Annotated in this window: 14 protein-coding genes and 1 pseudogene; 7 read left to right on the top strand and 8 right to left on the bottom strand. The window is 28.6% G+C overall.

Going from position 1 to position 26,208, the window contains the following annotated elements; genetic code table 11:
- From AC3IPI_RS12100 to AC3IPI_RS12085, 4 genes are all read right to left on the bottom strand, one after another.
- On the bottom strand, positions 1-3,573 hold the full coding sequence (locus AC3IPI_RS12100; protein WP_489159172.1) for a SusC/RagA family TonB-linked outer membrane protein: 3,573 nt from the start codon (positions 3,571-3,573) through the stop codon (positions 1-3).
- 103 nt (positions 3,574-3,676) lie between these two features.
- Entirely contained in the window at positions 3,677-4,888 is a 1,212-nt protein-coding gene (locus AC3IPI_RS12095) for a FecR family protein (protein ID WP_489159171.1), read from the bottom strand.
- 66 nt (positions 4,889-4,954) lie between these two features.
- On the bottom strand, positions 4,955-5,509 hold the full coding sequence (locus tag AC3IPI_RS12090; RefSeq protein WP_489159170.1) for an RNA polymerase sigma-70 factor: 555 nt from the start codon (positions 5,507-5,509) through the stop codon (positions 4,955-4,957).
- A 1,470-nt stretch (positions 5,510-6,979) separates the two neighbouring features.
- The gene (locus AC3IPI_RS12085) at positions 6,980-7,141 is read right to left on the bottom strand and encodes a hypothetical protein (protein WP_489159169.1); all 162 of its coding nucleotides are present in this window, start codon (positions 7,139-7,141) and stop codon (positions 6,980-6,982) included.
- Positions 7,142-7,604: 463 nt separating this feature from the next.
- Between AC3IPI_RS12085 and AC3IPI_RS12080 the strand changes: the two genes are divergently transcribed.
- The 4 genes from AC3IPI_RS12080 (at position 7,605) to AC3IPI_RS12065 (ending at position 12,129) form a co-directional block, all read left to right on the top strand.
- Positions 7,605-8,909, top strand: a complete 1,305-nt coding sequence (locus AC3IPI_RS12080) for a hypothetical protein (protein WP_489159168.1) — start codon at positions 7,605-7,607, stop codon at positions 8,907-8,909.
- A gap of 656 nt (positions 8,910-9,565) precedes the next feature.
- Positions 9,566-10,483: a hypothetical protein gene (locus tag AC3IPI_RS12075; protein WP_489159167.1), complete on the top strand. Its 918-nt coding sequence runs from the start codon at positions 9,566-9,568 to the stop codon at positions 10,481-10,483.
- A 945-nt stretch (positions 10,484-11,428) separates the two neighbouring features.
- Positions 11,429-11,671 (top strand): transposase, encoded by a 243-nt coding sequence (locus tag AC3IPI_RS12070; protein ID WP_489159166.1) that lies wholly within the window; start codon positions 11,429-11,431, stop codon positions 11,669-11,671.
- 287 nt (positions 11,672-11,958) lie between these two features.
- Entirely contained in the window at positions 11,959-12,129 is a 171-nt protein-coding gene (locus tag AC3IPI_RS12065) for a transposase (protein ID WP_489159231.1), read from the top strand.
- Positions 12,130-12,212: 83 nt separating this feature from the next.
- Here the strand turns inward: AC3IPI_RS12065 and AC3IPI_RS12060 are convergent, their stop codons facing one another.
- Positions 12,213-13,268: a glycosyltransferase family 9 protein gene (locus AC3IPI_RS12060; protein ID WP_489159165.1), complete on the bottom strand. Its 1,056-nt coding sequence runs from the start codon at positions 13,266-13,268 to the stop codon at positions 12,213-12,215.
- Between the two features lie 363 nt (positions 13,269-13,631).
- The gene (locus AC3IPI_RS12055; RefSeq protein WP_489159164.1) at positions 13,632-13,895 is read right to left on the bottom strand and encodes a hypothetical protein; all 264 of its coding nucleotides are present in this window, start codon (positions 13,893-13,895) and stop codon (positions 13,632-13,634) included.
- Positions 13,896-14,263: 368 nt separating this feature from the next.
- Here AC3IPI_RS12055 and AC3IPI_RS12050 point away from each other — a divergent pair.
- The 3 genes and pseudogenes from AC3IPI_RS12050 to AC3IPI_RS12040 form a co-directional block, all read left to right on the top strand.
- Positions 14,264-14,607, top strand: a pseudogene (locus tag AC3IPI_RS12050) (DUF1016 N-terminal domain-containing protein); the annotation flags it as partial.
- Positions 14,608-14,616: 9 nt separating this feature from the next.
- Entirely contained in the window at positions 14,617-14,808 is a 192-nt protein-coding gene (locus tag AC3IPI_RS12045; protein ID WP_489159259.1) for a hypothetical protein, read from the top strand.
- A gap of 3,626 nt (positions 14,809-18,434) precedes the next feature.
- Positions 18,435-18,647 (top strand): hypothetical protein, encoded by a 213-nt coding sequence (locus tag AC3IPI_RS12040; RefSeq protein WP_489159163.1) that lies wholly within the window; start codon positions 18,435-18,437, stop codon positions 18,645-18,647.
- Positions 18,648-22,125: 3,478 nt separating this feature from the next.
- Here the strand turns inward: AC3IPI_RS12040 and AC3IPI_RS12035 are convergent.
- Both AC3IPI_RS12035 and AC3IPI_RS12030 read right to left on the bottom strand, forming a co-directional pair.
- Entirely contained in the window at positions 22,126-23,391 is a 1,266-nt protein-coding gene (locus tag AC3IPI_RS12035; protein ID WP_489159162.1) for a T9SS type B sorting domain-containing protein, read from the bottom strand.
- A gap of 622 nt (positions 23,392-24,013) precedes the next feature.
- Positions 24,014-24,244 carry a hypothetical protein gene (locus AC3IPI_RS12030; RefSeq protein WP_489159161.1) on the bottom strand — a complete coding sequence of 77 codons (231 nt, stop codon included), beginning with the start codon at positions 24,242-24,244 and terminating at the stop codon, positions 24,014-24,016.
- Positions 24,245-26,208 lie beyond the last annotated feature (1,964 nt).

Raw genomic sequence — 26,208 nt, 5'->3', positions numbered from 1 at the left:
TTAAAATTTAATATCTAATCCAAATGCATATGTCTTTGTAAATGGGTAGGCATTGCCATCACCAAGTTGTTCAGGATCAACAGTTCTATCAGGATTATGCCTGTATAATGGAGAAAAAGTAAATAAATTAACTCCAGAAGTATAAAATCTAACTGCATCCAAATGCAATTTACTTACAAATGCTTGAGGTAAAGAATACCCTAAAGTGATATTCTTAATTCTTAAATAAGCAGCATTTTGTAGATATTTATCTGAATTAACTCCTAATTGTTCGCCTTCATAAGGTCCTCCTCTTTCTGCATATGGAGCCAATCGAGGGAAATAGGCATTAGGATTTTCAGGCGTCCAAGAATTAGCTTCTATACTTTTAGGATAAAAATTATTATATTGTCTAGTAAAAGGTCCCCAAAAGAAACTGTTATCTGTGCCAGGATTCCAATCACGATGCATGATTCCTTGCGAAAAAACATTTAAATCGAACCCTGCATAATTAGCTCCTAAAGTTATTCCGTAGTTATATCTTGGGTTCGTATTTCCAAGTTTTTTTAGATCCCCATGATTAGCCAATGTTTTATCTCCAGGAGATATTACTCCATCACCATTCAAATCGGCAAATTTTATATCCCCTGCCACAGGATGATTGATCAAATAATTATTTTGAATCCGTTGATTCACTAATGTTTGATTTGCATGATTCAGATATTCATCATCGGTTTGAAAAAAACCATCAACAGTATATCCCCAGACTTCTCCTACTTCCTGACCTACATAATACTGTTGTATATCTCCTGTTGGATTATCAAATTTGGTTATGAAGGTCCGACTGTCTCCAAGTGTAAAACTAAGATTATAACTGAACGACTTTCCTGCTAATTTCAAATCATCTTTCCAGTTAATAGATAATTCAAATCCTTTTGTACTTAAATTGGCCGCATTTTCTTTCGGCTCTGTTGCACCAAATACAGAAGGTAATTTTGTTCCTGTTGTTAGCATGTCAGTGACATTTCTTTGATACCAATCATAGCTTACGCTAAATCTGTTATTAAAGGCTGACATATCTACTCCAAAATCAGTAGTTTCTGATTTTTCCCATGTGAAATTTGAGGATATTGGATTTGGTGTCGTAAAATAATTATTTAAATTTCCTCCTGAAATATACTTACCTTGATTTATTGACATTGTAGATATATAATCATAAGCTCCAACATTTTGATTACCCAATGAACCGTATGACGCTCTAAATTTTAAATTTCCTATATAAGGTTTAATATTTTTCCAAAATGATTCGCTACTTAGTTTCCATGCAATCGACGTAGAAGGGAAAAAACCAAGTCTTTTGTCTTTTGGAAACCTCGAAGACAAATCAAACCTACCATTAAATTCAATTAAATATTTATTTAAAACATTATACTTTACTCTATAAAAAGAAGCTCGAATAGCCCATTCTTCTTCTGTTGAATTTAAATAAATATTATTTCCTGTCGCTAGATTAAAAGAATTTAAGTTTTCGGATAAATTTCCATTTCTGCTGGCAATATTTCTTTTAAATGAATTCCATTCTTGATTGAAACCAACCAATGCGGAAAAAGTATGATTCTCTATTGGATTAAATTCAAAATCCGCATAGGCATTGATTGCCTGATAAAGCTCTTTTCTCTCTAACTCCTTATAAGTCTCAGTATTAGTTTTATATAATTGCACTCCTTCACCATTAGGCTGATTTGTGTAGGGTGCTGCTATTAAACGAACTTGTTCACTTTGCTGCCTTTTTCTAAAGCTATAATCACCATTTACTTTTAAACCTTTCATTATATTTATTGTAATCGGTGTCGTATTTGATACTTCAAAATCTTTTTCAACTGCTCTACTCTTACCGTATATTAAATCCGCAAAAGTTCCATCAGCTATGTCTCTATTATTCGTGTAAGCTCCTTTTATAATTAGCGAACCATCTGGGTTTGTTGGTAAATATAAAGGGGAAGCATGAAATGTATACTTTCGCCAATCTTCACTATTATTTGCTCCACTTATACTTCTTGTGTTAGTAGCCGGAGACGAATAATTTTTATTATAAATACTTGTAGAATTCCCAATTGATAACCATTTATAAGGTTTAGCATCAATTTTTGCACGCATTGTGTAAGTGTCTAATACGTCCTTATTTATTTTATAAATCCCATCTCTAGTGTAAAATCTACCGGATAAATAAACATTTACTTTATCGGTTCCACCTGATAGATTTAAATTATGTTCTGATGATGCTTGAGAATTACTGAATATTGTATTCCACCAATCTGTATTTCCATAATGCACATATCTTTCAACACCATCTACAGTTTTAATTAAGACCGATGGAAGACTTGGATCTTTGCGCCTAGCTTCTAAATAGGCATAATCTTCGGCCGAATATCCTAAATAGGTACTTTTGTTTTCGATTAAACTCAATTTATCACTCAATCTAGCCCAATCTAAACCGTCGGTAATAAAATTTTTTGTGTTAATAGTTGGAGAACTCCAGTTAAAATTAGAGTTATAATTTATTTTTATTTTGCCTTCTTTTCCTTTTTTTGTTGTAACTAAAACAACACCAAATGCTGCACGGGCACCATATATAGCTGCCGAAGCTGCATCTTTTAAAATGGAAATAGATTCAATATCTTTAGGACTGATTCTATTGATATTTCCTTGTACGCCATCAATAAGAATTAAAGCACTACCTCCATTTATAGAAGCAATTCCTCTAATATTGATATTTGCTTCTCCGTTGATATCCCCATCAGATAAGTTTACATTCAAATTAGGCGCAATTCCCTGAAGTAATTGTCCTGTATTGGGTCCAATTTTATCTTCAATTTGTTTCGATGTAATTACTCCTACAGCTCCTGTTAAATTCTCTTTCTTTTGTTTTCCATATCCCACAATAACGACTTCATTAAGAGAGGAAGATTCTTCAATTAATCTGACCGTTAAACTAGTCTTCCCTTTCAAAGAAATTTCTTGTGTTACAAAACCAATGAATGAAATAAGTAATGTTGCTTTTTGACCTTCTACCTCAATTGAAAATTTACCGTCAAAATCCGTTTGTGTTGTATTATTAGTTTCTTTTTCCAAAATATTAGCTCCTGGCAATGGCTGATTCTTTTGATCTACAACAATGCCTGAAATTTTAACTTTTTGTGGTATCTGTGCTGGTTTATGTTTAATTTTTTTTTCTATTTTTTTAATAATAATGTTATTCCCATCAGATAATTCAAACTTGGCATTACTTCCATAGAGGCTTTGCTCTAGCAATTTAGAAACTTCAATAACTCCTTTTTTCAATTTTACTTTTGAGATATTTTCAAATAAATCATCAGGATATAAAAAATGTAATTTCGTTTGGTTTTGTATAGTATTAAAAACCTCATCAACAGTCACTACCTTATCGGAATCTATTATCACTTTCTCTTGTGAAAATGATTTTTCAGTCGTCAAACTAAAAACAGTTGTACACAACAAGAATAGAGAGGTTTTCATAATTAACAGGAGTCGTTCCCAAATGAGAAAATGCTCATTAATTGATTTAATTTTCATAAATTTACATTGTATTAATTAGACAGATGTTTAGTTCATACATCACAGAGGGACGAAGTTGATGCACCGCAAAATGTTTGACTTCGCTCCTTTTTTTTGTATATTATTTCAATATTACTTTTTTGTTTGAAATTTCATAATCATTGATGACTTTAAAATTTTTAATTATTTCTAATATATCTTCAATCTTTTGATCCTTCCCTAAATCCCCATTAAATCTGGTTTTCTTTAATTCTTGATTCTCGAACTGTACATCTATATTGTACCAACGAGACAATACTTTCATAATTTCTCCGAGGTTTTTTTTACGAAAACTAAAAACCCCCTCTTTCCATGATATTTCATTATAAACATCAACAGTACTAATTACTAAAGCATTAGTTTTTATGTTTAGACTTAATTGTTGGTTTGGTATTAATCTTTGTTTACTCTTTGCAATATTTACATCTACTTTACCCTCAACTAGAGTTGTGTACACATTAGTTTCGTCTTTATATGCTTTAATATTAAACTCTGTACCTACAACCTCTACTTCTTGAGATTTATTAAAAACTTTGAACTTTGAACCTTTATGTCTTGTACTTGGGGACACAGTAAAATATGCTTCTCCATATACCAATTCTACTTGACGAATTTCACCTTCAACAAAAGCAACAGGATATTTTAATTGAGAATCAGAATTTAACCATACTTTTGTTCCATCCGATAATTTAATAAAAAATTGACCTCCTCTTGAAATAGTTAAATAATTGTAGGGCATCTTTGTTTGCTTGTGTTCAGTCGTATGGTAAACAATCTCCCTGCCGTTACTAATGGCGTTTTGTGTATAGAAAGTTTTTCCCTTTTTTAACACTACTACAGATCCATCTTCCAAAGTCAGAGTTACTTTACCTGTTCCAGTCTCAATAAATTCCGTTTTCTTTACAATTGCCGGAGTCAAATTCAAAGACTTGGTAAATAAATTATCTTTGACGACATAAATTGTAGTTAGCACCCCTACTAGAATGACTACTGCAGCATATTTAACCCAACGATTCCTAATAGAAAAGAATTTAGATTCCTTTTCTACAATAATTTGCATTAATGGTCTTTCTAATTTAGAAACAATTTTATTCCAAGCAATATCTTTATCAATATAATCGGCAAATGATATTTGTCTGGTTTTTTTATACAATAACAAAATATCTGTAAACAAAACTTTGTTTTCAGGTGCGTCACTTATCCATTTTTGTAACTCGTTAAATTCTGCGTCACTTATTTCTTTGGCAGTATAGAATGAAATAAGTTTTAAAATATGGGAATTTATTTTACTCATTAATGATATCTTTATATTTATAATATAATTGAACACCAAAAATGGGCGACAAAAAAATAGTTTTTTTTACAACAGCATTAACATAATAATAACATCAAGTTTAAACCGAAGTTGTTTTAAGGCTCTAGCATAATGTGTTTTTACCGTATTAACCGAAATATCGAGGTCTGCTGCTACCTCTTTATATTTCATATTTTCTAATACAATAGCTTTAAAAACTTCTTTACTTTTTTCGGGCAAAGCTTCTACTTGTTCAAATAGTTTCTTTTTTTCGTCTTCTAAAGCTGTAAAGTCCAATTGATCCTCCTCCATTAAATTATTGACAACTTCTTCGATTCCTTTAAATTGATACCTTGATTTCTTTTTAAGAAACTGTAACGTATTATTTTTTACAGATTTAAACAGATAAGAACCTATGAAATCATCCATTTTCATATATAACTTTTCGTCCCAAAATTTCACAAATAAATCTTGAACAATATCCTCGGCCAAATGAAACGAATCGCAATATTTAAAACTGTACACGCATAATGGCATATAATATTTATCAAACAATTGGATGTACCCTAATGAATCACCTCCCTTAAGTTTTTCGAGAATTTGTATTTCGTTTAATTCCATAAGAATGTTTAGAATTTAGCACCTGCTTTAATTGTATTTTTATTCATAAATTAATCTTGTTAATATCATCATTCAAAAAGAACACCAGTGTCATTTTAATAATGACTTAGATTTTAAATTAAATTTTAAACAAAAAAATAATAATTTTACTAAAAGCTTAGAAAACACCTAAAATGTTTATCACAAATTATGCACTATCTTTATAATTGCAATGTAATTTTTTATTTCTCAGACAACTACAACAATAAGACATATAAATGCAACAATAAAATATTAAAAATATTGTTGTTGTTGTTGTTGTTGTTGTTGTTGTTGTTGTTGTTTACAAAATATCCGGGAACTGTAATCTATTTAGGAACACATAAACTGATGAACTACCTTGTATCAAAAAAAATCAAAATTTTTAGTTGTTTTTGAATCTGATCATGGAAACGATCACAGATTGTGCTACAGCACCGGAAAATCATCAGAGATCTTATCCATCTGTGATTTTTTTTAAGTTCTGGCGTTTTATTAATATCATAGAGCTGCTTACGGAAAATCAGAATCTAACACTGAATCTAGAAATATCAGTAAATTAAGAAATGAACATGAAAAGATCATAGATAAATTTACAAACAATAGAAAGGTACTACTTGGTAAGACATTCATTTAGCACATTGCTTATTAGAGATTTTGCTATAAAAATCCAAAAAAAAGCTACCACATAGTGTTTGTTGACACTTCTAACGAAAAATACAACCATTTTTCACAGAGTCAGATAGACTCATTTTATAATACTTATAAAGCTAATTATGGTGAAAATTCGGGAATAGCGTTAGAAGCTCAGCAATTAATAAAAGATTTTTAACATATGGAAGCTACCTAATTTACCTGATGTTCCAGTTATTGCAATAATCAAGTGTAAAAGTTGATGCTAAACATGATTCAGCCGATAGACAATTATGATACGACTTTAAGGAATCACTTAAGATTGGAGTAAAAGATTTCACACATATAAGAACAATAAAATCAGGACATTTTACTCAATTTGACGAACCATTAATCTAAACTTGTTTTAGGGAACATCAGGCTATTGTTATCAAAACTATCTTAAGATCACCTGTTCGAAATCATATTCTTATCCCTTTGAATCCAATTATTCATCCTAAATATGATAACAAAAAAAACAATGAGTCAAGAAAAATTAAAACTTGATCTAGTTTTTTTCTAAAACAACTATATGATAACGGAACTTACTTTTAAAAATCATACAAGTCGTTGGTATTTTGCGATAGTAAATCTAAGACACAAATACAGTAATCATACCAGATTTCACCTCTTCAACAATTTTTGGCTTACCCTTCTCAAATCAATTATTCTGAAAGGTTTTCACTAATTAGAGTATTTGTTTTTCTATTTTGTATGTTTGTGTCTTCATTTCTTGTTTTTTAACTATATGCCATAGTAAGGCGAGACACTTTGTTCAATTTATCCGTTATGTCTTTGGTCCCATTCTGCATCTATCGTCATTGATACAAACTCATCGATCATATAATGATTCGTTTTACCACTTTCAATGACTGTTTTGAAAGGATTGTGGATTCCGTAAAACTTTATTTGCTTGATTTTTGTTACCGTAGATTCATTCATTTTATATTGATTTTAGCTAAAATAGTATTTCCCCTAATGTTATTGTGCCCAGAAAAATTCTGCTTTTTCCTGTTCAAATGGTGTTTTATCGAGAGTATTCTTTAATTTTTTTTATAGTTGAGTAGGCATATATTAATCATTTGGTACCTGCCTTTTCAAAATACAATATTTTCAAACAGATATTATATGGCTGTCCAGGATGGTTTTAGCTATCACTTATCTAGATTATATATTCTCCTACTGACTCATCAATACTATTGGCCTATTAAATATAAAGATACTCCATTCTGCGGTCAAATTGATGTGCGTTTACCAAATGTTCAGGATTTCCAATATAAATTAGTGAAAAAAGGCATTTTTTCATATTAAATTTAGCTGAATAATTATAGTTTCATGGCTCATTGCGACGTGAATTATTTGCATTTTGCTGTTTTTTTGCAAAATAAATTTAACTAATAAAATTATGAGTAAAGTAAAACAAAGGTTAATGTTGTTATTTGTTGGTGTATTGGCAGTGTCCTGCTCCAACAGCGATAATAATGACAATCAAAAAACGAATGAAGTTATTAATACCGAAGCCCAGTCACTTTTGACGGCATTGGCTACGTATGGAGGCACTCCTTACAATGCTAAAAATCCTACAATTTATCCTACTGAGGCGGATGTAAGTCTGAAATCAGTTTATGGTGTGAGCTATAAATTACGAAATTTTGATACAAATCCTGCAGGGCCTATTGCAACTTTTCCTTTATACAAAGGAGTTGATCCGGACGGGAATGTTGTGGATTATATCATTACCGAAGCTTCAGACAAAAAATTTGCTGAAACAATTGGTGTTTCTTACACACCAAGGATGGCAAATGCACTACCAGCAGGAAGACAGGAAGTAACTATTAAAGACGGAATCATCAGATTTAAAGGTAAGGTAGACTTTTCAAGTAAACGCTCTCTTTTTCCGGGTACTTCAAATCAACTGCCGCTACTTTCTTTTCCTCCAGCTTCTGCAACTCCAGGTGCCACAGCAGATGCTGAATGGTCAGGTTTCTGTAGATTACCTAGTGGGGTTGTAATCAATGCACAGGTGATATCAAATAAAACTGGTGTCCATGACAGAATTCCTCACCACGGATCTATTGGCGAAGACAACCAGAAAAATCCATATCTCGACCAAGTAAAAAGAAGAGTATCGCTGCAATTATTAGACGGATGGAGTGGCGGAAAACGTTTCTTTTTCCACATCGTAACTGAATCAAACGATCCAGGACCGGCAGCTATAGAATTAGGATATTATGCACCTAGATTAAGCAAGCTAGCAGTTTTTGGACAATTTCCGGAAGGTTGCTTCTTAGGCTTCTCTCCTAATGCTAATGGACCTGATATTTTAGGGGAAAACAACCAATCAAATATTACATTATCTCAGGGATTAAATGTGGGGGTAAAAAATAATCAGCAGATAGATCCTGTAAACTGTTTTCCTTTCGGTCCTAAAAACCCTGACTACTCGCCAATGTGGGATGCACACATCTCTCAGTGGACATTAAATGCAGTTAACGCTAATAAAGTGAGAATTATAACAGGTATAGCCGATCTGGCTACTTTAGTAGCAAACGGTGATGTTATTAATTTCGTTGGGAATCCAGCTACTGGTCCTGTAAGTAAACTAATTGCAGGATTAAAACCATCAAATTTACTAATCAATTGCCCAGTAATATCACAACCAGAAGCTTCTGCTATTGGTAAAGATTATGGAACAGTATTAAAACCATAATACTTAATTAGTGTTTCCATTTATTCTCGATTACTATCTAAATGTTATTTAAAATCATGAATATTTGAATATTTGTGATCTTAAAAAAATATTTCTTGAAAAAGTCAGATCTTGAAAAGTCACGTTTTCTTTAATAAAAAAACATCCTCTAAGAGGATGTTTTTTCATTGTAGTATATGAAGTTATTAATTTATTATAATTACATAATCCTGAAATAGATAACTATACAACAAAAAATCATTATGAAAGAGGCACACAAATTATTTAAAACGTAGCCAACGAAACTACAGTATGTCATTAAAACTTCAAATTGTTTAGTGATAGAGAAAGAATTTATTTCTGTTATTCAGACAAAGAAGCAATATGGTTCAAGCCCCTTCAACTGTTATTCAGTGGCTTAAAAATTTGCCAACTTTGATTGGGAGAATCAAACCCTAATCAAAATGACAAAAAAATTCAAACAAAAAATCATGAAGCTTGAGCTTCAAGTCAAACTTTTAGAGAAACAAAAGGCATTCTTATAGAGACAAGCTTTTGTTGCTGACAAAAAAGGATCCTGTTTGATATATTGATTGATTTGACTGACAAAGAAATACCAAACCCGCTGTAGTACCAGAACGTTACCAGTAAGGCTACCACAACAAGACAAAATCTAAATGATAACAAATTTACCAACAAAAGAGAACTTTGAGAATATAGCTAAACAACGTTTGACTCAAGCTTTTAATATTATTTACGAAATTAACAAAGATTTAATTAATGTAAATGATATACCTGATGAAGAAGTTTGGGAATATTATTTAGGAGATCTAAGTATCTCTCAAATTCTAGTTTATCAAGCAATAGAATCATTTTTAAAATCTAGTATTTGTAAAAAGACTCCATTACTTTTAATTGACCTTAAACGAACTGATTGGTCCACAATGCCAAATTCAGAAAATAAAGATTTTAATGAGTTATTAACTATTGGAGGGGATTCCTTAATAAGAACATATTATTCAATAGTTGATTCAACTAAAGTGAATATTGAATTAACTCATTTTATCGAAGAAATTAGACTTAGCCGTAATAAAATTGTACATGATGTAGCAAGAAATTCGCTCAACCCAGAATATCTTGTAAATTTAATTCTAAAAACATACACATTTTTTATTGGAGCTGATAGTTGGTGGCTTTCTATGAGAGAACTTTACATAAATAATCCCCTTTTCGGAATATTTAATAATGATTTTGAAGAAGCTTCTTTGATTGACAAACTTGACTATGTTGCAGGATTAATTAAATCACCTGAGTTTAGTAAGCACTTTAAATTGGATCTTAAATCGCGTAAATATTTTTGTCCTTGGTGTCAAGAATCTCTGCAAGAAGGAGATAGAAAGCTTGAATCTGAATGGGCTTTATTAATTCCTCAAGAGACAACTAGTGCGACAGAGGTAAAATGTATTAATTGCCAAAGAATAAACAAAGTTATACGACAAGATTGTACCGAAGATGACTGCAAAGGAAACGTAATATTTGATGGCGCCAATGGTCTTCAATGTTTAACTTGTAATGCTGAGCAAGAAGAAAATTAAAGAAAAAGCCCAGCTAGCAACAGTTACGACAACGGATTTGGGCAATAGGCTTATTGAAAAATTGTTTTTTTGTATTTAGGATGATTTGGTAAATCCCGATAAAGCAGATTTGCAATGTTACCATAACAGTAAAGTAAGAGTAAAAATAAGGCATAAAAAACGCTATCATTTCTAATGGAGTTTCTTGGAGGAGTTTCAAGGGTAATAATCGAACACTTAGCACCAATTTTGATGTTATTTGAAACAATAAAATGGATGATGTTCTATATAATACTCCTAACTATAGTTGCTAATTGATGTTTCGTAATGCAGATGATATTTTGAAACGTTGTCTTTAATCAGGGTATTTTCTCGATTAACAAGTATCTTTTTAAAATGCTCATTTATTTTTGCAACTTTCTATTAAAAAATTGTACTTTCTGTTTGCTGAAAATAAAGTTTTTAAAGAAGTAAGGATTCAAATGTGTAAATATGATAGGATAATTTTTCACCTTTCAGTTTGGAATTTTTGTATAAACTGGGTGACAGCGATTAAATTTGCATCGGCTAAGTGATCAAAAACTTCATCTATTATTAAAATTCCTTTTTGTTTTGTTAGTTTTAATTCGCCTTTTTTAAGTAAAAGATGAAACACTTAACATCACTTTGTCCATTGGAAATATACACTGTTTTTAGAATTTCAACAATTAGTTTATTAACTTTTGCAATAGATTTGAAATTTTGCCAGCTTGAATTAAAACTAAAGAAAAGAGCTTCGTATTGATCTTTCTCATAGTTGCAAATTTTTCTGGAAAGAGCCCCTTTAAAATTTACTTTATTTTCTTGGAACATTCTAGCTAATTGAATAGCAATTAAAAAACTATCTGAGACTCTAGTATAATTTAAATCTAGTGAAATTATATATTTTCAAAAAATGTTTCCTGATTACCACCTTATACCTTTTAAGTGCTAACCAATAAAGCTTCAAAAGTAAGAAAAGGAACTATAGTAGCCACCATGATTGCTGGAACTAAAGCCCAAACCGTTATTGCTGTGATTGAAAAAATTTCTCTTAAACAACGAAATTTAATTAAAGAGGTAAGTATGGATATGGCTGGAAATATGAACTTAATTACTAAGAAATACTTCCCAAATGCAACTCGTGTTACCGACCGTTTTCATGTGCAAAAACTAGCTACAGAAGATTAGCAGAAGATTAGGATTAAACATCGTTGGCAAGCCATTAACCAAGAAAATGAAGCTATAGAGACAGCTAGAAAATCTATTAAAAATTTCGAATCTAGAACACTTACTAACAGAGATACTCTTAAACAATTACTAGCCAGAAGCAGATACTTCTTATATAAAAATAATTTTAATAAACTCAAAGCCAAGCAGATAGAGCTAAATTATTATTCAAATTGTATCCTGATATATACAAAGGATACAATCTAATACAGGAACTTCGAGATATTTTTTAGAATACAACCGATAAAATAATAGGTTTTACTAAGCTGGCTAAATGGTATGAGAAAGTAAATCAAACTGGCTTCAAATCATTCAACACAATATCCAAAACAATAATGAATCATTATCAATCAATATTGAACTATTTTAACAATAGAAGTACTAATGCTTCTGCCCGAATCCTTTCAATGCTAAAATAAAAGCGTTTAGATCCCTATTTAGAGGTGTAAAGAATGTTCATTTTTTCCTTTTTAGACTGACTAATATTTATGCTTAATTTTTGCTACTGCACAGGTTTTTGATATGATTCGTTCCCAGCTAATCCTAAGTCATGACCAATAAAGTATGCTATCATTTTACGCAATTGTAGGGTAGAAATTTCGTTAGTGTCTATACCTATACTATGATTATGATAGGGCTCATACTTCTTTTTCTGGCTAATTGAGAATAAACCAACGGTAGGAGTTTGTACGGAACTTGCTAAGTGCATGATACCAGAATCCGCCCCGATAAAAACTTCGGTATTTGCTATTAACGCGCCAATTTCACGAATATCTTTACTGTAAAAATGAATGGCTTTAAAACCAATTTGAGAGACATTTTCAATCGGTAAAACTTCAATAATATTATGATAATGATATTGCGATTTTAATCTGACGTAAAATTCATCCCACCATGGTTTAGAATAACATTTGTCTCCAGTCGCATAAGTATAAATGCAAAGTGTTTTTTTTTCGTTGTTCACTAATTTATCTAGGTTTTTTTTTCCTTCAATGATTTCAGAATTACTCAATTTTAGATTTAATGCTACGATTGGTTGATTATTAGGAATAAAGCCCAGTTCTTTTAAATAACTCCTGAAGTTGTATACAGGATACTTTGCAATATGCTCGTAATCACTATATTTTAACTGAACATCTTCGACTGTAGAATCTCCGAAGAATTTGAATTTTGAATTTGAAAACTTAACCGAAAGCCTTCCAGAGGAAGAATTTTTATCAACATTAATTGCTATGTCATATCTTTGTTTTCGAAGAGATATCCATACCTTAATATATTGTAGTAAGTACTTAAAAGGTTTTTTAGGTAGTTGGATAATCTTATCTACATTGTCATAGTTTTTGAATAATATAGGAGCCAGATTTCCTTTTACAAATACGTCAATTTTGCATTCTGGAAACGTATTGATGACTTCTTCTAATAAAGGTGTGATCAATAACAAGTTTCCTAGCCGGGCATTTGGACGTGAAATCAAAACTTTTTTAATCTCAGGTTTGACTGCTAAGTTTGTATGTTTATTAATTGTCGAGTTACCTATATTTTGGGTTAAACCATGCATTAACTCTCGCCTTAGTACGTTTATACTTTTTAAGATTTTCATAGTATAAATAATTATTTATTAAACTTCTTTAAATAAAAAAACAAATAGTACTCAAAAAACAGAAAGGATTTAAAGCATTAAAAAAAATAACATCTTCGCTGCAAAAACTAACCTAAATAAGATATAGATATTTATTGTTGATTAACGATATCTTAAAAAGACCAAAAATATCAATATGTATATCAAATGATTACGTTGCTATTTATTCGTCTTCTTTTTTAATTTATAGGGATAATTCTTCATGGAAGAATCTTAAGTTTTTGCCAATCTATACCTTATCACTTCTTGTTAGATTACATTTCAATCAGCTTTTATTTCCTTTTACAAGTAAATATTATCATTCTTAATTTGATCAAAATATTCAAGGTTATTCTCTTTTAACCATGATTTATAAATCTCTTGCAATTTATTTCGATCAGTTTCATCTTTTTCTTCATTTTCTATATTGTATTTTACTAAGGTTTTATATCTTGAATCTCTTATGAATAAGCACAACTCATCATATCTGGTTAATACAAAATTTTTAGCCTCCTCTTCGGAAACTTTTCTTAACAATATGTCCTCAACGACTGGAATTAGCCACATAATATCTTAAATTTTAAAAATTAATTCTAATAAAAATAAACCTCATTGCAATTATCATCTAATTGGAATAACTAAAATAAACCGAAAACATAAAAAAAAAGATTTTAAAAGCCTTAAAAACATAAACAAAAAACTGAATACTCTTAATTCTATTACAAAGCCAAAAAAAATATAAATCATTTAATGATTTATATTTTTTTCAATAGATTTAAATAAAATAGTTTATCTAATTTTAGTCCATACTACATTATACTAACTCCTTATAAATATATCATGTAGAAAGAATTATCAGGAAATAAAAATTCAGCAATAATGATACTTTCCTAGCATTTAAAAGACTTTCCAAAGATTTACAAAAAACAAAAACAATCAAAATATATCATTTCTATCCATTTAATACCACAAAATTAGAGGCCTATATTCAAAACAATAGTGTTCTAATTTTACTTTTTTGGCAAATTGGATTTCATATAAATGAAACCATACTACAGAATAAGCATCCTGAATATGGAAAACAAATTGTGCCGACACTGTCGGCACAATTAGAAAATAAGCATGGCAGAAATTTTACATAAAAAATGTAAGACGAATACTGTGTTTCGCAGAGCAATTTATAGCAACATTATCACAACAATTAAGCGGGTCCCATTTTATAGAATTATTACCTCTCAAGAAAACTGAAGCCGAATTATTCTATGCACATCAAGTAATCGATCAGTTAATGAATATTAGAGAGTTGCAAAAACAAATTGCAACCAAACCTTTTGAGCGTACTGCAATAGCTAATACACAGACTTTTCAAATAGAAAGTAACTTACCAAGCATCTTTAAAGATCCTCATTTATTGGATTTCCTTAATTTAGGAAATGCCTATTTAGAAAAAAATTTAGAACAAGCATCTTACATGATTTAGAAAAATCATCCTGGCACTTGGCAAGGGATCTAGATTTGTAGAGCGCTAATAAAGAATGATTATAGATGGAGAGGATTTTAATTTAGATTTACTTTTTTATCACCGAAAATTAAAGTGATTAATAGCAATTGAATTAAAATTAGGGAAATTTCAAGCCAAACATAAAGACCAAATGGAGTTATATCTTAAGTAGTTAGACAAATACGAAAAGCAAGAAGGGGAAAAAGCACCAATCTGTTTAATCATTTGTACCGAAAATAGCAAAGAACAAATAGAGTTATTTGAAATGCATAAAGACTGAATTATTGTTGCTAAATATTGGACAAATTTGCCACCTAAAAAACAGTTTGAAGAAAAAACACACCTATTTTTTAGTGAAGCCAAAGAAAGAATAGAAAGAAAAAAGTTGATGTAATATTTCCATACCCTCTTTTTTAGTTCCAAGAGTAATTCTTTCATACTTTGGATTTCTGATAGCTCCTGTTTTTTATTGATACATACGTCCGAGTATACAATTAAATCTTAATGATAAAGAGGCAAATGGTAATCATCACATCAAAAAATTCAATTCTGGATAGGGTTAACTTTACAGCTAATACCCTTAAAGGAATTATCAAATAAAACAAATGCATATAAGTTACGAAATTCTTTAAGACAAGGGAATGGGCAGTTCGCAATTTTCTTCAAAAACGGAAATGAACATAGATTTTATATTGAAGATTCCCTTCTTTTTTCTGCTCAAATAGATAATAAGCCTATTGAAACTATATGAGGTATCTCTTTCTAAAATGGAAATAGTCCAATGTCGTGGCATGAAAAATAAATATTCACAACAGCATAAAATGATTATAAGCCTAATGAAGAAAAACCTTTATCGAATACGTTCCCGAATGAAGATAGATAAACCTATAAAATCCTAAAAGCTTAACTTCGATTTTCGACACACAATAACAATCATTACAAGTGTTTCTTATTAATAAAATTCTACTAGTAGCTATACTCTAACACCATTAATTTTCTTATTCCAAAATATAAAACAAAAATAAATTTAAAATAACAATCTTGTTAATCTAAAAGTAAATCTCAATTAATATTAAATTCGCAACATCAAGTGATTTATATTAAAATCATTTTTTAAGCACAAGACAAATTAATTAGGAATAATAAGTAAAAAAAAACAAAGTATAAAAAAACTTTTGCTGTAGTAATAAAATAGTAAAAACACATTTAATCTTAAGGAAACCACAACATTCATAAGTATCATTTAAAAAATAAAGTATACTCATTTATGAGTATACTTTATAAAAAAATAAAAATTTACTAAAGACTCCCCCTGCTATGTTTCGCAATATACCTACTAAAACAATCGAAACAAGCAAATCTTAAAAATTCTTAACTGCAAAGATAAACTGCACTCAAAAAAAAAACATTCAAATAAGCCTAATAATAGCAATTATACTGCTTTTTTGCTAAAGCACTTTTACCAATAGTAAATCAATTGCATATTATTAAATTGCAATCTCATATGTCTCTAAAATTCTCAGGAACGTAATTGGATCTTACTAGTTTATTTCAACTAATCATCCATCATACCAAATCAAATTCTTGATTATGTTTTTAATATTAAATCTAAAACCTGTACTTATAAACTATTCAATATTTTACATCATTACTAAATCATTTATAAATTACAACTTGTGAATTTTTTATTAGCAAAAACAAAAGATTTTCAAATTGAATCTTTTGCTTTTAAAAGGTGCTATTCTGGTAAAATTAGTATCAAAAAAAGTACTTTAATTTTATCAACTTATATTCTTCTTATATTCTTCTTATATTCTTCTTATATTCTTCTTATATTCTTCTTATATACTTCTTATATACTTAAAAAATATTTAGATTTACTGGTTCTTTTAAAATATTTATATTACAAATAAACAAAATGTCATTTTTTTGTCTCTTTCATTTTATTTTTTAAATTACCAAAATGTCATTTGAACTACCAATAAGTCATATAAAACCAATAAACAAAAATCACTAAGTCTACTAAAATGCAAGCACTTACATCTATTTTCATATCGCCTAAACTAATAATATTCTTAACATCTAAACTGATTCAAGGACTATTACTAGAATCCCTTCGTTTCCTCATAATTTTCAAAAAAAAAAAAAAAAAAAAAATACTACGTTTAATTTTTTTTTAGTTTTGAAATTTCGATATCAACACAAATAATTCCAACATTGCTCAAACTCTAATTGCTTTACACTAAGTTGTTTATGCTTTCGAATCTATCACATTATAAATCTAAAAAAATATTTTATTATTAAGCAATACCAATCAGTCCAAAAACACGCGAAAACAAATCATATGAAATCTTAACAACTCTTATTAAAATAATTCAATAGCATTCATCAGAAATAAAAATAAACCATAAACAACTTCATATCAATCACTTAATTCATGTTTTAAAACAAAACCACCAAGTTCACAAATTAACTTACCAACTATGATTCACAGAATGTAAATTACTTCAAAAAATCACTTTGAAAACTCAAATTATTTGATAATAAAAGCGAAAATTAGAAATACTTTTTTGATTTTTCTGTCCTATAAATTATCTTATTTTATTCAACGTAGATATATAGAATCATTTAAAGATAGAAGAAATAACATCTGTAAATAAGCAATTTTTATAAAACAACGACGAATCCTGTTCAAATACAAATTCACATCACATCACAATAAGTATCAATTATTTGATGTCAATTATTCTGAAACAATTAAAAAAGAACCTACCCTCATTATTCAAAATAAAGATTATAATGCCAGAGCCTTTATTAGATTCTTATAGATATAAAAATAAAAAAAAACTTATGTTTTTGTGGCTTTTTTTCCATTATTACACGATGAAGACTTATTAAATTTGCAATTAGTAATTACCCTCTATCTTAAAAGGCACTGATATAATATTGATTTATTAATAGAAGTGCCTTTGTTTATTTTTTTTCAAGTTAAAAATCTAGATTAATCTGCTCAATATTTTTACAGACGAAAAGATTAGGAATTATTAAAATTACTAATGAGAATCAAATCTGAAAAATAGTAAAAAGGATTTTAAATTTGCTAAGAAACATCAAAATTCTTCTTGACATTTAATCACTTAAAAAATAAAAAGCAATACAAAAGTACGCATATACACATAGCCCTTGGCATCTCAAACTATACGTTTTTTTTTTAAATCAAATTACTAATAACTAACTATTTAAAAATAAAAAAACATAGATCAATTTAAGTAAATCTCATCCTTATTAGCAGCTATAATCATAGCTCAACAAGGCAATTATTAATAACTCAGATGAAGTTGTAGTTAATTTTAATTTTGATACTGATAGAAAAGTTTATAAACTAAGCATTTATTCAAGTACAATAAAAAATAATCATTCGGATTATTTCTAAATAATGGAAAATTGTTTTTTTTTTATTAATCAAGGATAAAAAAAATACTCCACATAGTCAAAAATAATACTTTAGCATAAAACTAGATAGAATGTAAAGAACTACTTTCAAAATAATCTTTAACAATTATGCTTTATAAAAATAAAAAATGTTAAATGGAAAAACAGTTTAAATGGAAATTACTATAAAACCAATAAAAGACCACGAAATATATATGGTTAACGGACATTTAGTGTACAGAGATGCATTATCGAACTGGTCGTGTCAAGATGATTTATCAGACAAAGAGCTTCATGCTTTTTTTGTTTATGAAAATCGGATTATAAAAAACTCAAAACTTACAAAACATATTAAAGCTACATACAAAAAAAAGACACTGTCCTAAAGAGTGCATAAGTTTTAAAAACAACAACGGTTTTACTATTTAACTAAAGCAGAACACTTTTTTCAAATATAGTTAAGAACTGACTAAGTATCAATCCCAATCATGGATTAGTACTTTCTATTTTTTTTGGTAGCTTCTCTTAAAGTCAAATATGCAGACTTAAAAACTGTCTCATCAATAGGGAATGATATTTTTTTGTTGTATTTCTTAATCTTCCCCTTTAATTTTTTAATTAGATTAGCAATCTAAATTTCCCAAATTTCAATGAGGAGACCAAAGAATAAAGTAAGTTCTTTCTCTAATTTCACAGCATACAGATAATTTATTATTCTTTTATTTGCAAAATTAACAATAACAAACACATTACCATATCCAAGTTGGCTCATTAGTATACAAAAATAGAAGGATTAGGTTTTAAAAACTTTAACATTCTATTTAATACAATAACGATTAATCACAAGTCGATCTTAAATTATTTTGAAATTAAAAGCACAAGTACTTAGGCAGAGTCTTTTAATGCTAAATAAAAGCTTTAGAATCTAATTTAAAGTAGTGAGGAAAATAGACTTCTTAATTTTTAAATTATCATTTTTATTGCATAATCTCCAGCTTTTACATATGATCAAATATTAGATCACAGTTTAGAAGGTTAAGAACTATAGATTTCTTTTAGTTCAAATCATATGACCTTTTTAATATAATTTTCAACTTTTACGCATGATTCAGCAACTAACCAAAATTAAACCATAAAAAAACTGTCCGAAAATTACTTTCCGAACAGCTGCTTTTACCCAAAAGAACTCAAATAAACAATAAAATTTACTTCGTACTACAGCACAAATATAAAAATACCCCATCTTCTATCTATTTCAAATAAGCCAAACAAACACAATAAAACAACTTAATTACAAAATAAAAACATTAAAAAATAAATCACCATAATATCAATCCCGAAGCTTTAGGATAAACTAAGTTCAGGATTTTCCTATCCGCGGACACCAAACATACTACCATATCACTCCTAAAAGGTGGCTTAAAAAGGTTATTTTCAGAGATTGGAATTTAGTAGCAGATTGAACTCTTGCAACAAATTTAGTTTACATCTTTTTAAAAGAATTCAGTTCAAATGATTATAATACCATCACTTCTTTCTACTGAATTTCGGCAGAAACCTGTAATACAAAGATTGTTTAAGTAATTTTAAAGTTGGGGATAAAATATATCATGCAAAACAATGAATCCTTTTTCCACAAAACATTGAAAAACTCTTATTCATAGATAAAGCCTCCCTTTCTAATGACGAACTCTATACTATTTTAACCAACAAATCTGTAAAAGATTGAAAAAGGGGAACTACAATAGTAATGACTGCAGTAACTAAAGCAGAAACAGCTATCACTGTCATAAACAAAATCCACTTAAACAATGAAATTTAATCCGGGAAATCACCTTGGGTATAACTTCTAATATGGGGCTAATTGCTAAGAAATATTTCCTTTTTCAACCTCACTAAGAATCTGAAGTTTTAATAACATACTGCAATCTCGTTGACAACACTTTACACAATTTACTTGATCTTTCATAACAGTGTTTTTTTTGCGTATCCCTATTTCAGAACTGACAGATAATAAAAAGAGATACCCCTCTCAGAAGGCATCTCTTTTCAAAAATTGTAATCAAAATACAAGAAACAATAGCTTGATTTTAATACTGTAAATTTAAAAAGATCCTATTTACTAAAATAGATAAATAAGCCTAAAAAATACAATAAAACACCATTTTTATATTTTACGAAATATTAATTATTTGGCTAAGAATCATGAAATAAACATTTTTATTAGTTCCGTATTTCAACGTGATATGTTAGCTACTTGTTAAGTCGATTCGTACCTAAGAGTGACAAGGTATCAAGAACAAAACTTGGTGAGGAAATTTCTAAATAAAATAAAATTTGTAATCTAAAAATTTTACATGACTTCCATATATACATTTTAAAATTTATGCTGATTGATTTTTTTAGCAGATCTCTTTAAAATTGTTACTAGTTCAAACACAAAGGAATATTACCTCTTTATTACAAAGAGCCCCCAAAGCTTCCAAAGGATTTTAATATAATTGAATTAGACACAAAAGAAGTTCAGTATGAGCTAACTATTCAGGTTTTTCCTCTAAGAGGTAAATTTGTGTACCTAAATATCAAAAGACCTCGCTGGACCAAGGAACAACAGTTGAGATTCATAAAAAAAATAGAATTTAGTAGCTAAAGGAGCTCGTATGGCACGAGAATTTTACATCTCAAAAAAAAGACAATAGTCCTGTGCAGACAAACCATTGATTTTTTTCGTTTTTAAAGGAAAAGACTCCAAAGACCATAAAATAACAACTGACTTCTTTATACTTAGTATCCACGAAAACTTGCGTACCAAGGGATTGTTTACCTTGATAATATTAGCCACAATTTATTAATTGATTAAGTTGTTTTGTCTCCAGGAGAACTTTATACTACCTTGACTTACAACCAATTCAAAGGCAAAAGGGCTATTACTACCAATTCTTACTTAAAAAAAAACACGAACACTCAACTACATAAACATCTAAGCCATTATAGATTCTTTTAGAATAAATATTTAAAAGATATGGTGGGGCATCTTCTGCGCAACCTTTATTTATAGAGTATTTACTTACCAAATAGTCATGAAATAATTAAAAAATCTATCAGTTTATTATTTTTTTTAGAATATTCTTCGCTACAATTAAATCATAGTGAGGAATAAGGCCTAAACTGAATTTGTTATCACTGACTTAACATATAAAAAAGGAGCAGAAACTTTTAGCTTTAACTCCTTTTGATTAACTTTTTTGTCCCTACTAATCTAATAACCAAAGATTTCTTGTTTTTAAAATGAATCAGGCGGGGGCGGGAAACCAAAAACAAAAAATGAACCGCCTGAAACATTCAAAAAAAGTATAATAAACTAAAAAACTTTCATATTTTTACTAATTAATAATAAAATTAGATAATAGTATTGGTGGAGTCGTATAAAAACTACATTTCAATATTTCTATAAACTTCTTAAAAATCAACAAAACAAAAATTGTTGTCCTAATTAATATCAAAATTAATTTCAATCTAAATTAATTTAAAACATAAGAAAATCTACAATTAAGGTTTTATCATAAACAAGACCTACTTTACCGTTAACAAAAGAAATTTCTAAACCAACATTTTTATTAACTGGAGAATGGGCTGCAATATTATTTATTATTGGAACTCCTATACCAACCCATTACGACTGGTGCATGGGAAAACACTCAATACGTCGTCTTTCGTCCACATAAGCAGGATTAAAAACTGATAGTGCCATAAAGGATACTGCGTGTTTTGATATTCCTCTTGTGACCAAGCAAAAAATGTATTCATGACTAATAATATCAAAACTAACCATTCCAAATTGTTCCAATCCAACTATTTTTTTTATTATTCAGTATTTTCAATATATAAATAGCCAGTTTTTTTAATCATACGATGGCTAACTCCTGCCTTTACATACTCATAATCAACTACATAAAAATATGTCCCTGTAGGTAATCCTACTTTGCTATCAACTGTAACTCTTGCATCAGACTGTCCATCAAATACATTTCCAACAGTATCATAATTAGATGTTTCAAAAACTTTAATACCCCATCTGTTATAAATAGATACTTTATTATTAGGATATTTTTTGATTCCATCGATTAAAAAATAATCGTTTAAACCATCACCGTTAGGAGTGATGCCATTATAAACTACAATACCACCATCATCAATAAGATTGCTTTTAACTCTAGCCAACGTAAAGATTCCATAATTAGAAACCAAGACTGATGTTGTTACAGTATTATTTAAACTATCAACTACTCCTCCTTCATCAACCCATAATTTTTGAGATTCGTCCCATCTAACTACATGAATCTCGTCTTGTGAACTGTTTATAATAGAAGCTGGCGTAGTACTTTCGTTCCAACTAAGCGTAATAAGTACATCATTTTGTCCTTTTACTTTATCAATTTCCCAATACTCTTTATCATCAATTATATCTATCCCTTGAGATTTACTAAAATGCGGGTACGATAAATTTGAATTTTCAAAAAAATACTTTGCTTTAAAATTTGCTGAAGAGACACCAAGTGCAGAAATAGATGCAAAACGGAATACGTTTTTATCTCCTATAGGATATAAAAAATCACCATCCCCTTCTTTAATGACTACCCCATCAACATGACTGTCATCTGAAGCATTATAATGACTACCATTTTCAGTGAACATAAAGCTACCTCCAAAATCATCATTGTTTACAATTCCTTTAGAAAAGTTAGCATTACCATCAACAGAAATATCTCCTGACAATCTAAAAGCAGGCTGAGCAAATGAGTTCTCAAACAAAACATTCTTAAATTCACTTAATAGAGCTCCAGTGATATTTTGATTTTTATATCCTTCAAAACGAGTATATCCATTATTAGCTGGATTAAAAGTCGTAATCCCGTCATTATTGAAATTACCCATAAAAAAAACCTCACCATTGTTTTCATACTCCCCCATTACCTGATTATCAAAATCTGATATAAAAGACACAAGTGTATTTGGACCAACATACAGTTGTCCAACATTTACAGTTTGAGCACTACAAAAGAATGCCTCCAAAAGAAACAATAAACTCATACTGTAATACTTCATTTTCATTATTTTATTTTTCATCATTACTAAACTCTAGCTTTTAATAAATTTAATTGCCCAGTTCACATTTTACAAAAAAGTGTCAAACCTGACAATATCAAAAAATAAGATTACATTTAGTATCTCACTATACTTTTCCCTTATTATCTTTATCAGAAATAATACTTGAATCTAATAGCAATTCTCTAATTTTTCTTTAATAAAACTTATCTACAACTTTTATCTTTCTAATTGCAATTTTATACAACACTTAAAATATAAAAGTATTATTTACCATTTGTTTTAAATAAACAGCCATTCTTAAATATAGGATCTAATAATAATATTTAAATTATTTGAAATAATACTCCTCATCGCTCAACTTACAATTTCATAATAATTCTACAATTCTCACTTTTAATAATAAACAGTTTAACTTTCTGTTGTCTGTCTTTTCATAATTACACAAATAACCATTAATAATATAAAAGTTACTTATTTCATTTTATTTAAAACTAAACCTTCAAATTCTAAAAGTGAATTGTTTATCTTAATTTTAGAATGTACAAAATCTTTTATTTGTGCGAAGTCAGATTTTACAAATACAACTCTACAATGACATTAAATACATGACCATTACAATTTTATAAAATTTAAATAAATTTATTTATCCATCTACACTAACAGCAGTCATATCAGATGTCTCATGAGAAATTTCCGAGTCAACTAGAATGAAATCAACGATTTTCTTTTCTTCTTTTTCATCCAACAGTTTTTTAAATGCTTCATTTCTAATATGCGCACATAAAACACCATATTGCTCATAGGCAAATCTTTTCGCCTGAGATTTAGTCACTTCTTTTGATAATATTCTGCCAACAGTTTCAATTAACGTCATTCTAGCCGAAATTAATAATTGCCTTTCTTAATACAATAAATTAAATTATAACATCATTTTTAATAATACTAAAAAAGAATCTAATAATAATTCCTTAAGTAATGAAAATCTATTTTTCAAGTCTAAAATAACAAAATATCGCACTTCCTTTTTATCGCAACCATTTCTATATCTTCATTTATAATAATGATCATTTCCTTAAAAAAAACTTTACCAACAATCATAACTTACATTTATAAAAAATCAAATTTACAATGCTATAATAACTCGAATTAATAATAACAATAATACTAAAAAACACATCTAATTTTAACAATTAATGTATCCTTCAAAGTTTTGCGCTATCCTTACTCTAAAAGACTCCTACAAAAATAACACAACATTATAATCAAACTTGTAACAATAAGCCAAATAACAATAATCATTTCATCTACTTAAATATACAAATCAAACTACCTGTCTCTAAGTTACAGATTTAGCAAAAACTTTTTAGTTTTGACTCTTAATTTAAAATAAAATACAAATGAAAGATTTTATTAGAAAAAAAACTTAGAAGAATCCAAAAAATAATTGCTTTGAAATATTAAAAAGAAAAGACGATTTAACGATTTTAAAAGCTTTAAAGATGTCTACTATTAAAATAGCTTATCTCTAAACCTATCTTAATAGTAGACATCACAAACTTTATACTCTTGAAATCTCTTTAAAATAAGTTACCATTAAAATCATTGGTTTTAGAAAATTGTTTAAAAAACATGAAAAAAATAAATCAATCTAGGTTTAAATCCTCACAATACAACATCTAAACGTAGCTCGTTAAACATTTCTTTTATTAGCTTCTTGCGACTCCATTCCTTTCGCAGGTAGACCAGATAGTATGCCCCCTTTAATGTTGACTTGTTTTTTAAACTATTTTTCTTCCTTATTTATTGATGCATTAGAAACTTTTTAAATCACTTCCCTCCTATGGTGAGAAGTTTTTTTGTTTTAGCTACTTATGTAAATCTAAACCACCTAAAACAATATCAAAAAAAAAAAAACTGCCAAAATTACTTTCGGCAGTCTTCTAAGCAAATCTAATTATTCAAAACCTTTAAAAAAGATAAAATATAAATGTCAAACAAATATAAGTTGGATTCATTTCATTAATTATACAATTAAGCCAAAAAACCACAATAAAACACCATTTCAACTCTATTTATTAAAGTTTTAATTTAAAATTAAACAGATTAAATTGACACTTTTAAATAATGAAAATCTTGCTTGTGTTCAAGAAAATTATGCACGAAATTTAAAGTTTTTATAAAAGAAATTAATTGATAATAAAAGGGTGATGTATCTAGAATCATAATAAAAATGGTATAAACATATTCTTAAATTAGCTAAAAATTCATCAAATAAATTATGATGGCCTAAGAACAAGATGAAGAAAAAAATTCAATAATTTGTAATCTAAGAATAAAGATAACCCATATGTAATATTAAAATTTATAGTAGTACATTTTTTGCAGAAAATCTTCAAGGATATTCTATCACAAATAAAAAAATCATTCACAATTGATTTAAGAATAAAATTACCCGAAAGAATAAGTTTAAATTTGTCCCCAAAATTCCTTGAAGAAGATTATTATTCCATATCTCATCAAAGAGACAGTTGGTTGTATATTTATACATCAAAAGGTACTTATGATCTAATAAAACCAATATATAATTTTATATCATAAACTACACTTTTGCAGAATAAAACAATTGCTTTAGCACATATTTGAACAGATTCAGGAATTTAAAAAACTCATCCAACAAATATTATTTACTTTGTAAAAACTAGGTTCACAAAATTATATAAAAAAACTTTCTTCTTTTTTATCTGCCTGTCCTTTTCTTTTATCAAAATACTATAGTTTCTTCTAACATTAAATCATAATTGTTATTTATCATTGTAACTAAATTTATCAATATTAAAT

The sequence above is a fragment of the Flavobacterium sp. GL_143 genome (assembly GCF_057834355.1).
The sequence above is the reverse complement of the archived record's forward strand: the minus strand, read 5'-3'. Positions and strand labels throughout refer to the sequence as shown.

What these genes read in the sequence shown, in the direction of transcription:
- AC3IPI_RS12100 (WP_489159172.1), bottom strand. Translation starts at nt 3,573, where the DNA reads ATGAAAATTAAATCAATTAATGAGCATTTTCTCATTTGGGAACGACTC.
- AC3IPI_RS12095 (WP_489159171.1), bottom strand. Translation starts at nt 4,888, where the DNA reads ATGAGTAAAATAAATTCCCATATTTTAAAACTTATTTCATTCTATACT.
- AC3IPI_RS12090 (WP_489159170.1), bottom strand. Translation starts at nt 5,509, where the DNA reads ATGGAATTAAACGAAATACAAATTCTCGAAAAACTTAAGGGAGGTGAT.
- AC3IPI_RS12085 (WP_489159169.1), bottom strand. Translation starts at nt 7,141, where the DNA reads ATGAATGAATCTACGGTAACAAAAATCAAGCAAATAAAGTTTTACGGA.
- AC3IPI_RS12080 (WP_489159168.1), top strand. Translation starts at nt 7,605, where the DNA reads ATGAGTAAAGTAAAACAAAGGTTAATGTTGTTATTTGTTGGTGTATTG.
- AC3IPI_RS12075 (WP_489159167.1), top strand. Translation starts at nt 9,566, where the DNA reads ATGATAACAAATTTACCAACAAAAGAGAACTTTGAGAATATAGCTAAA.
- AC3IPI_RS12060 (WP_489159165.1), bottom strand. Translation starts at nt 13,268, where the DNA reads ATGCATGGTTTAACCCAAAATATAGGTAACTCGACAATTAATAAACAT.
- AC3IPI_RS12055 (WP_489159164.1), bottom strand. Translation starts at nt 13,895, where the DNA reads ATGTGGCTAATTCCAGTCGTTGAGGACATATTGTTAAGAAAAGTTTCC.
- AC3IPI_RS12045 (WP_489159259.1), top strand. Translation starts at nt 14,617, where the DNA reads ATGAATATTAGAGAGTTGCAAAAACAAATTGCAACCAAACCTTTTGAG.
- AC3IPI_RS12040 (WP_489159163.1), top strand. Translation starts at nt 18,435, where the DNA reads ATGGAAATTACTATAAAACCAATAAAAGACCACGAAATATATATGGTT.
- AC3IPI_RS12035 (WP_489159162.1), bottom strand. Translation starts at nt 23,391, where the DNA reads ATGATGAAAAATAAAATAATGAAAATGAAGTATTACAGTATGAGTTTA.
- AC3IPI_RS12030 (WP_489159161.1), bottom strand. Translation starts at nt 24,244, where the DNA reads ATGACGTTAATTGAAACTGTTGGCAGAATATTATCAAAAGAAGTGACT.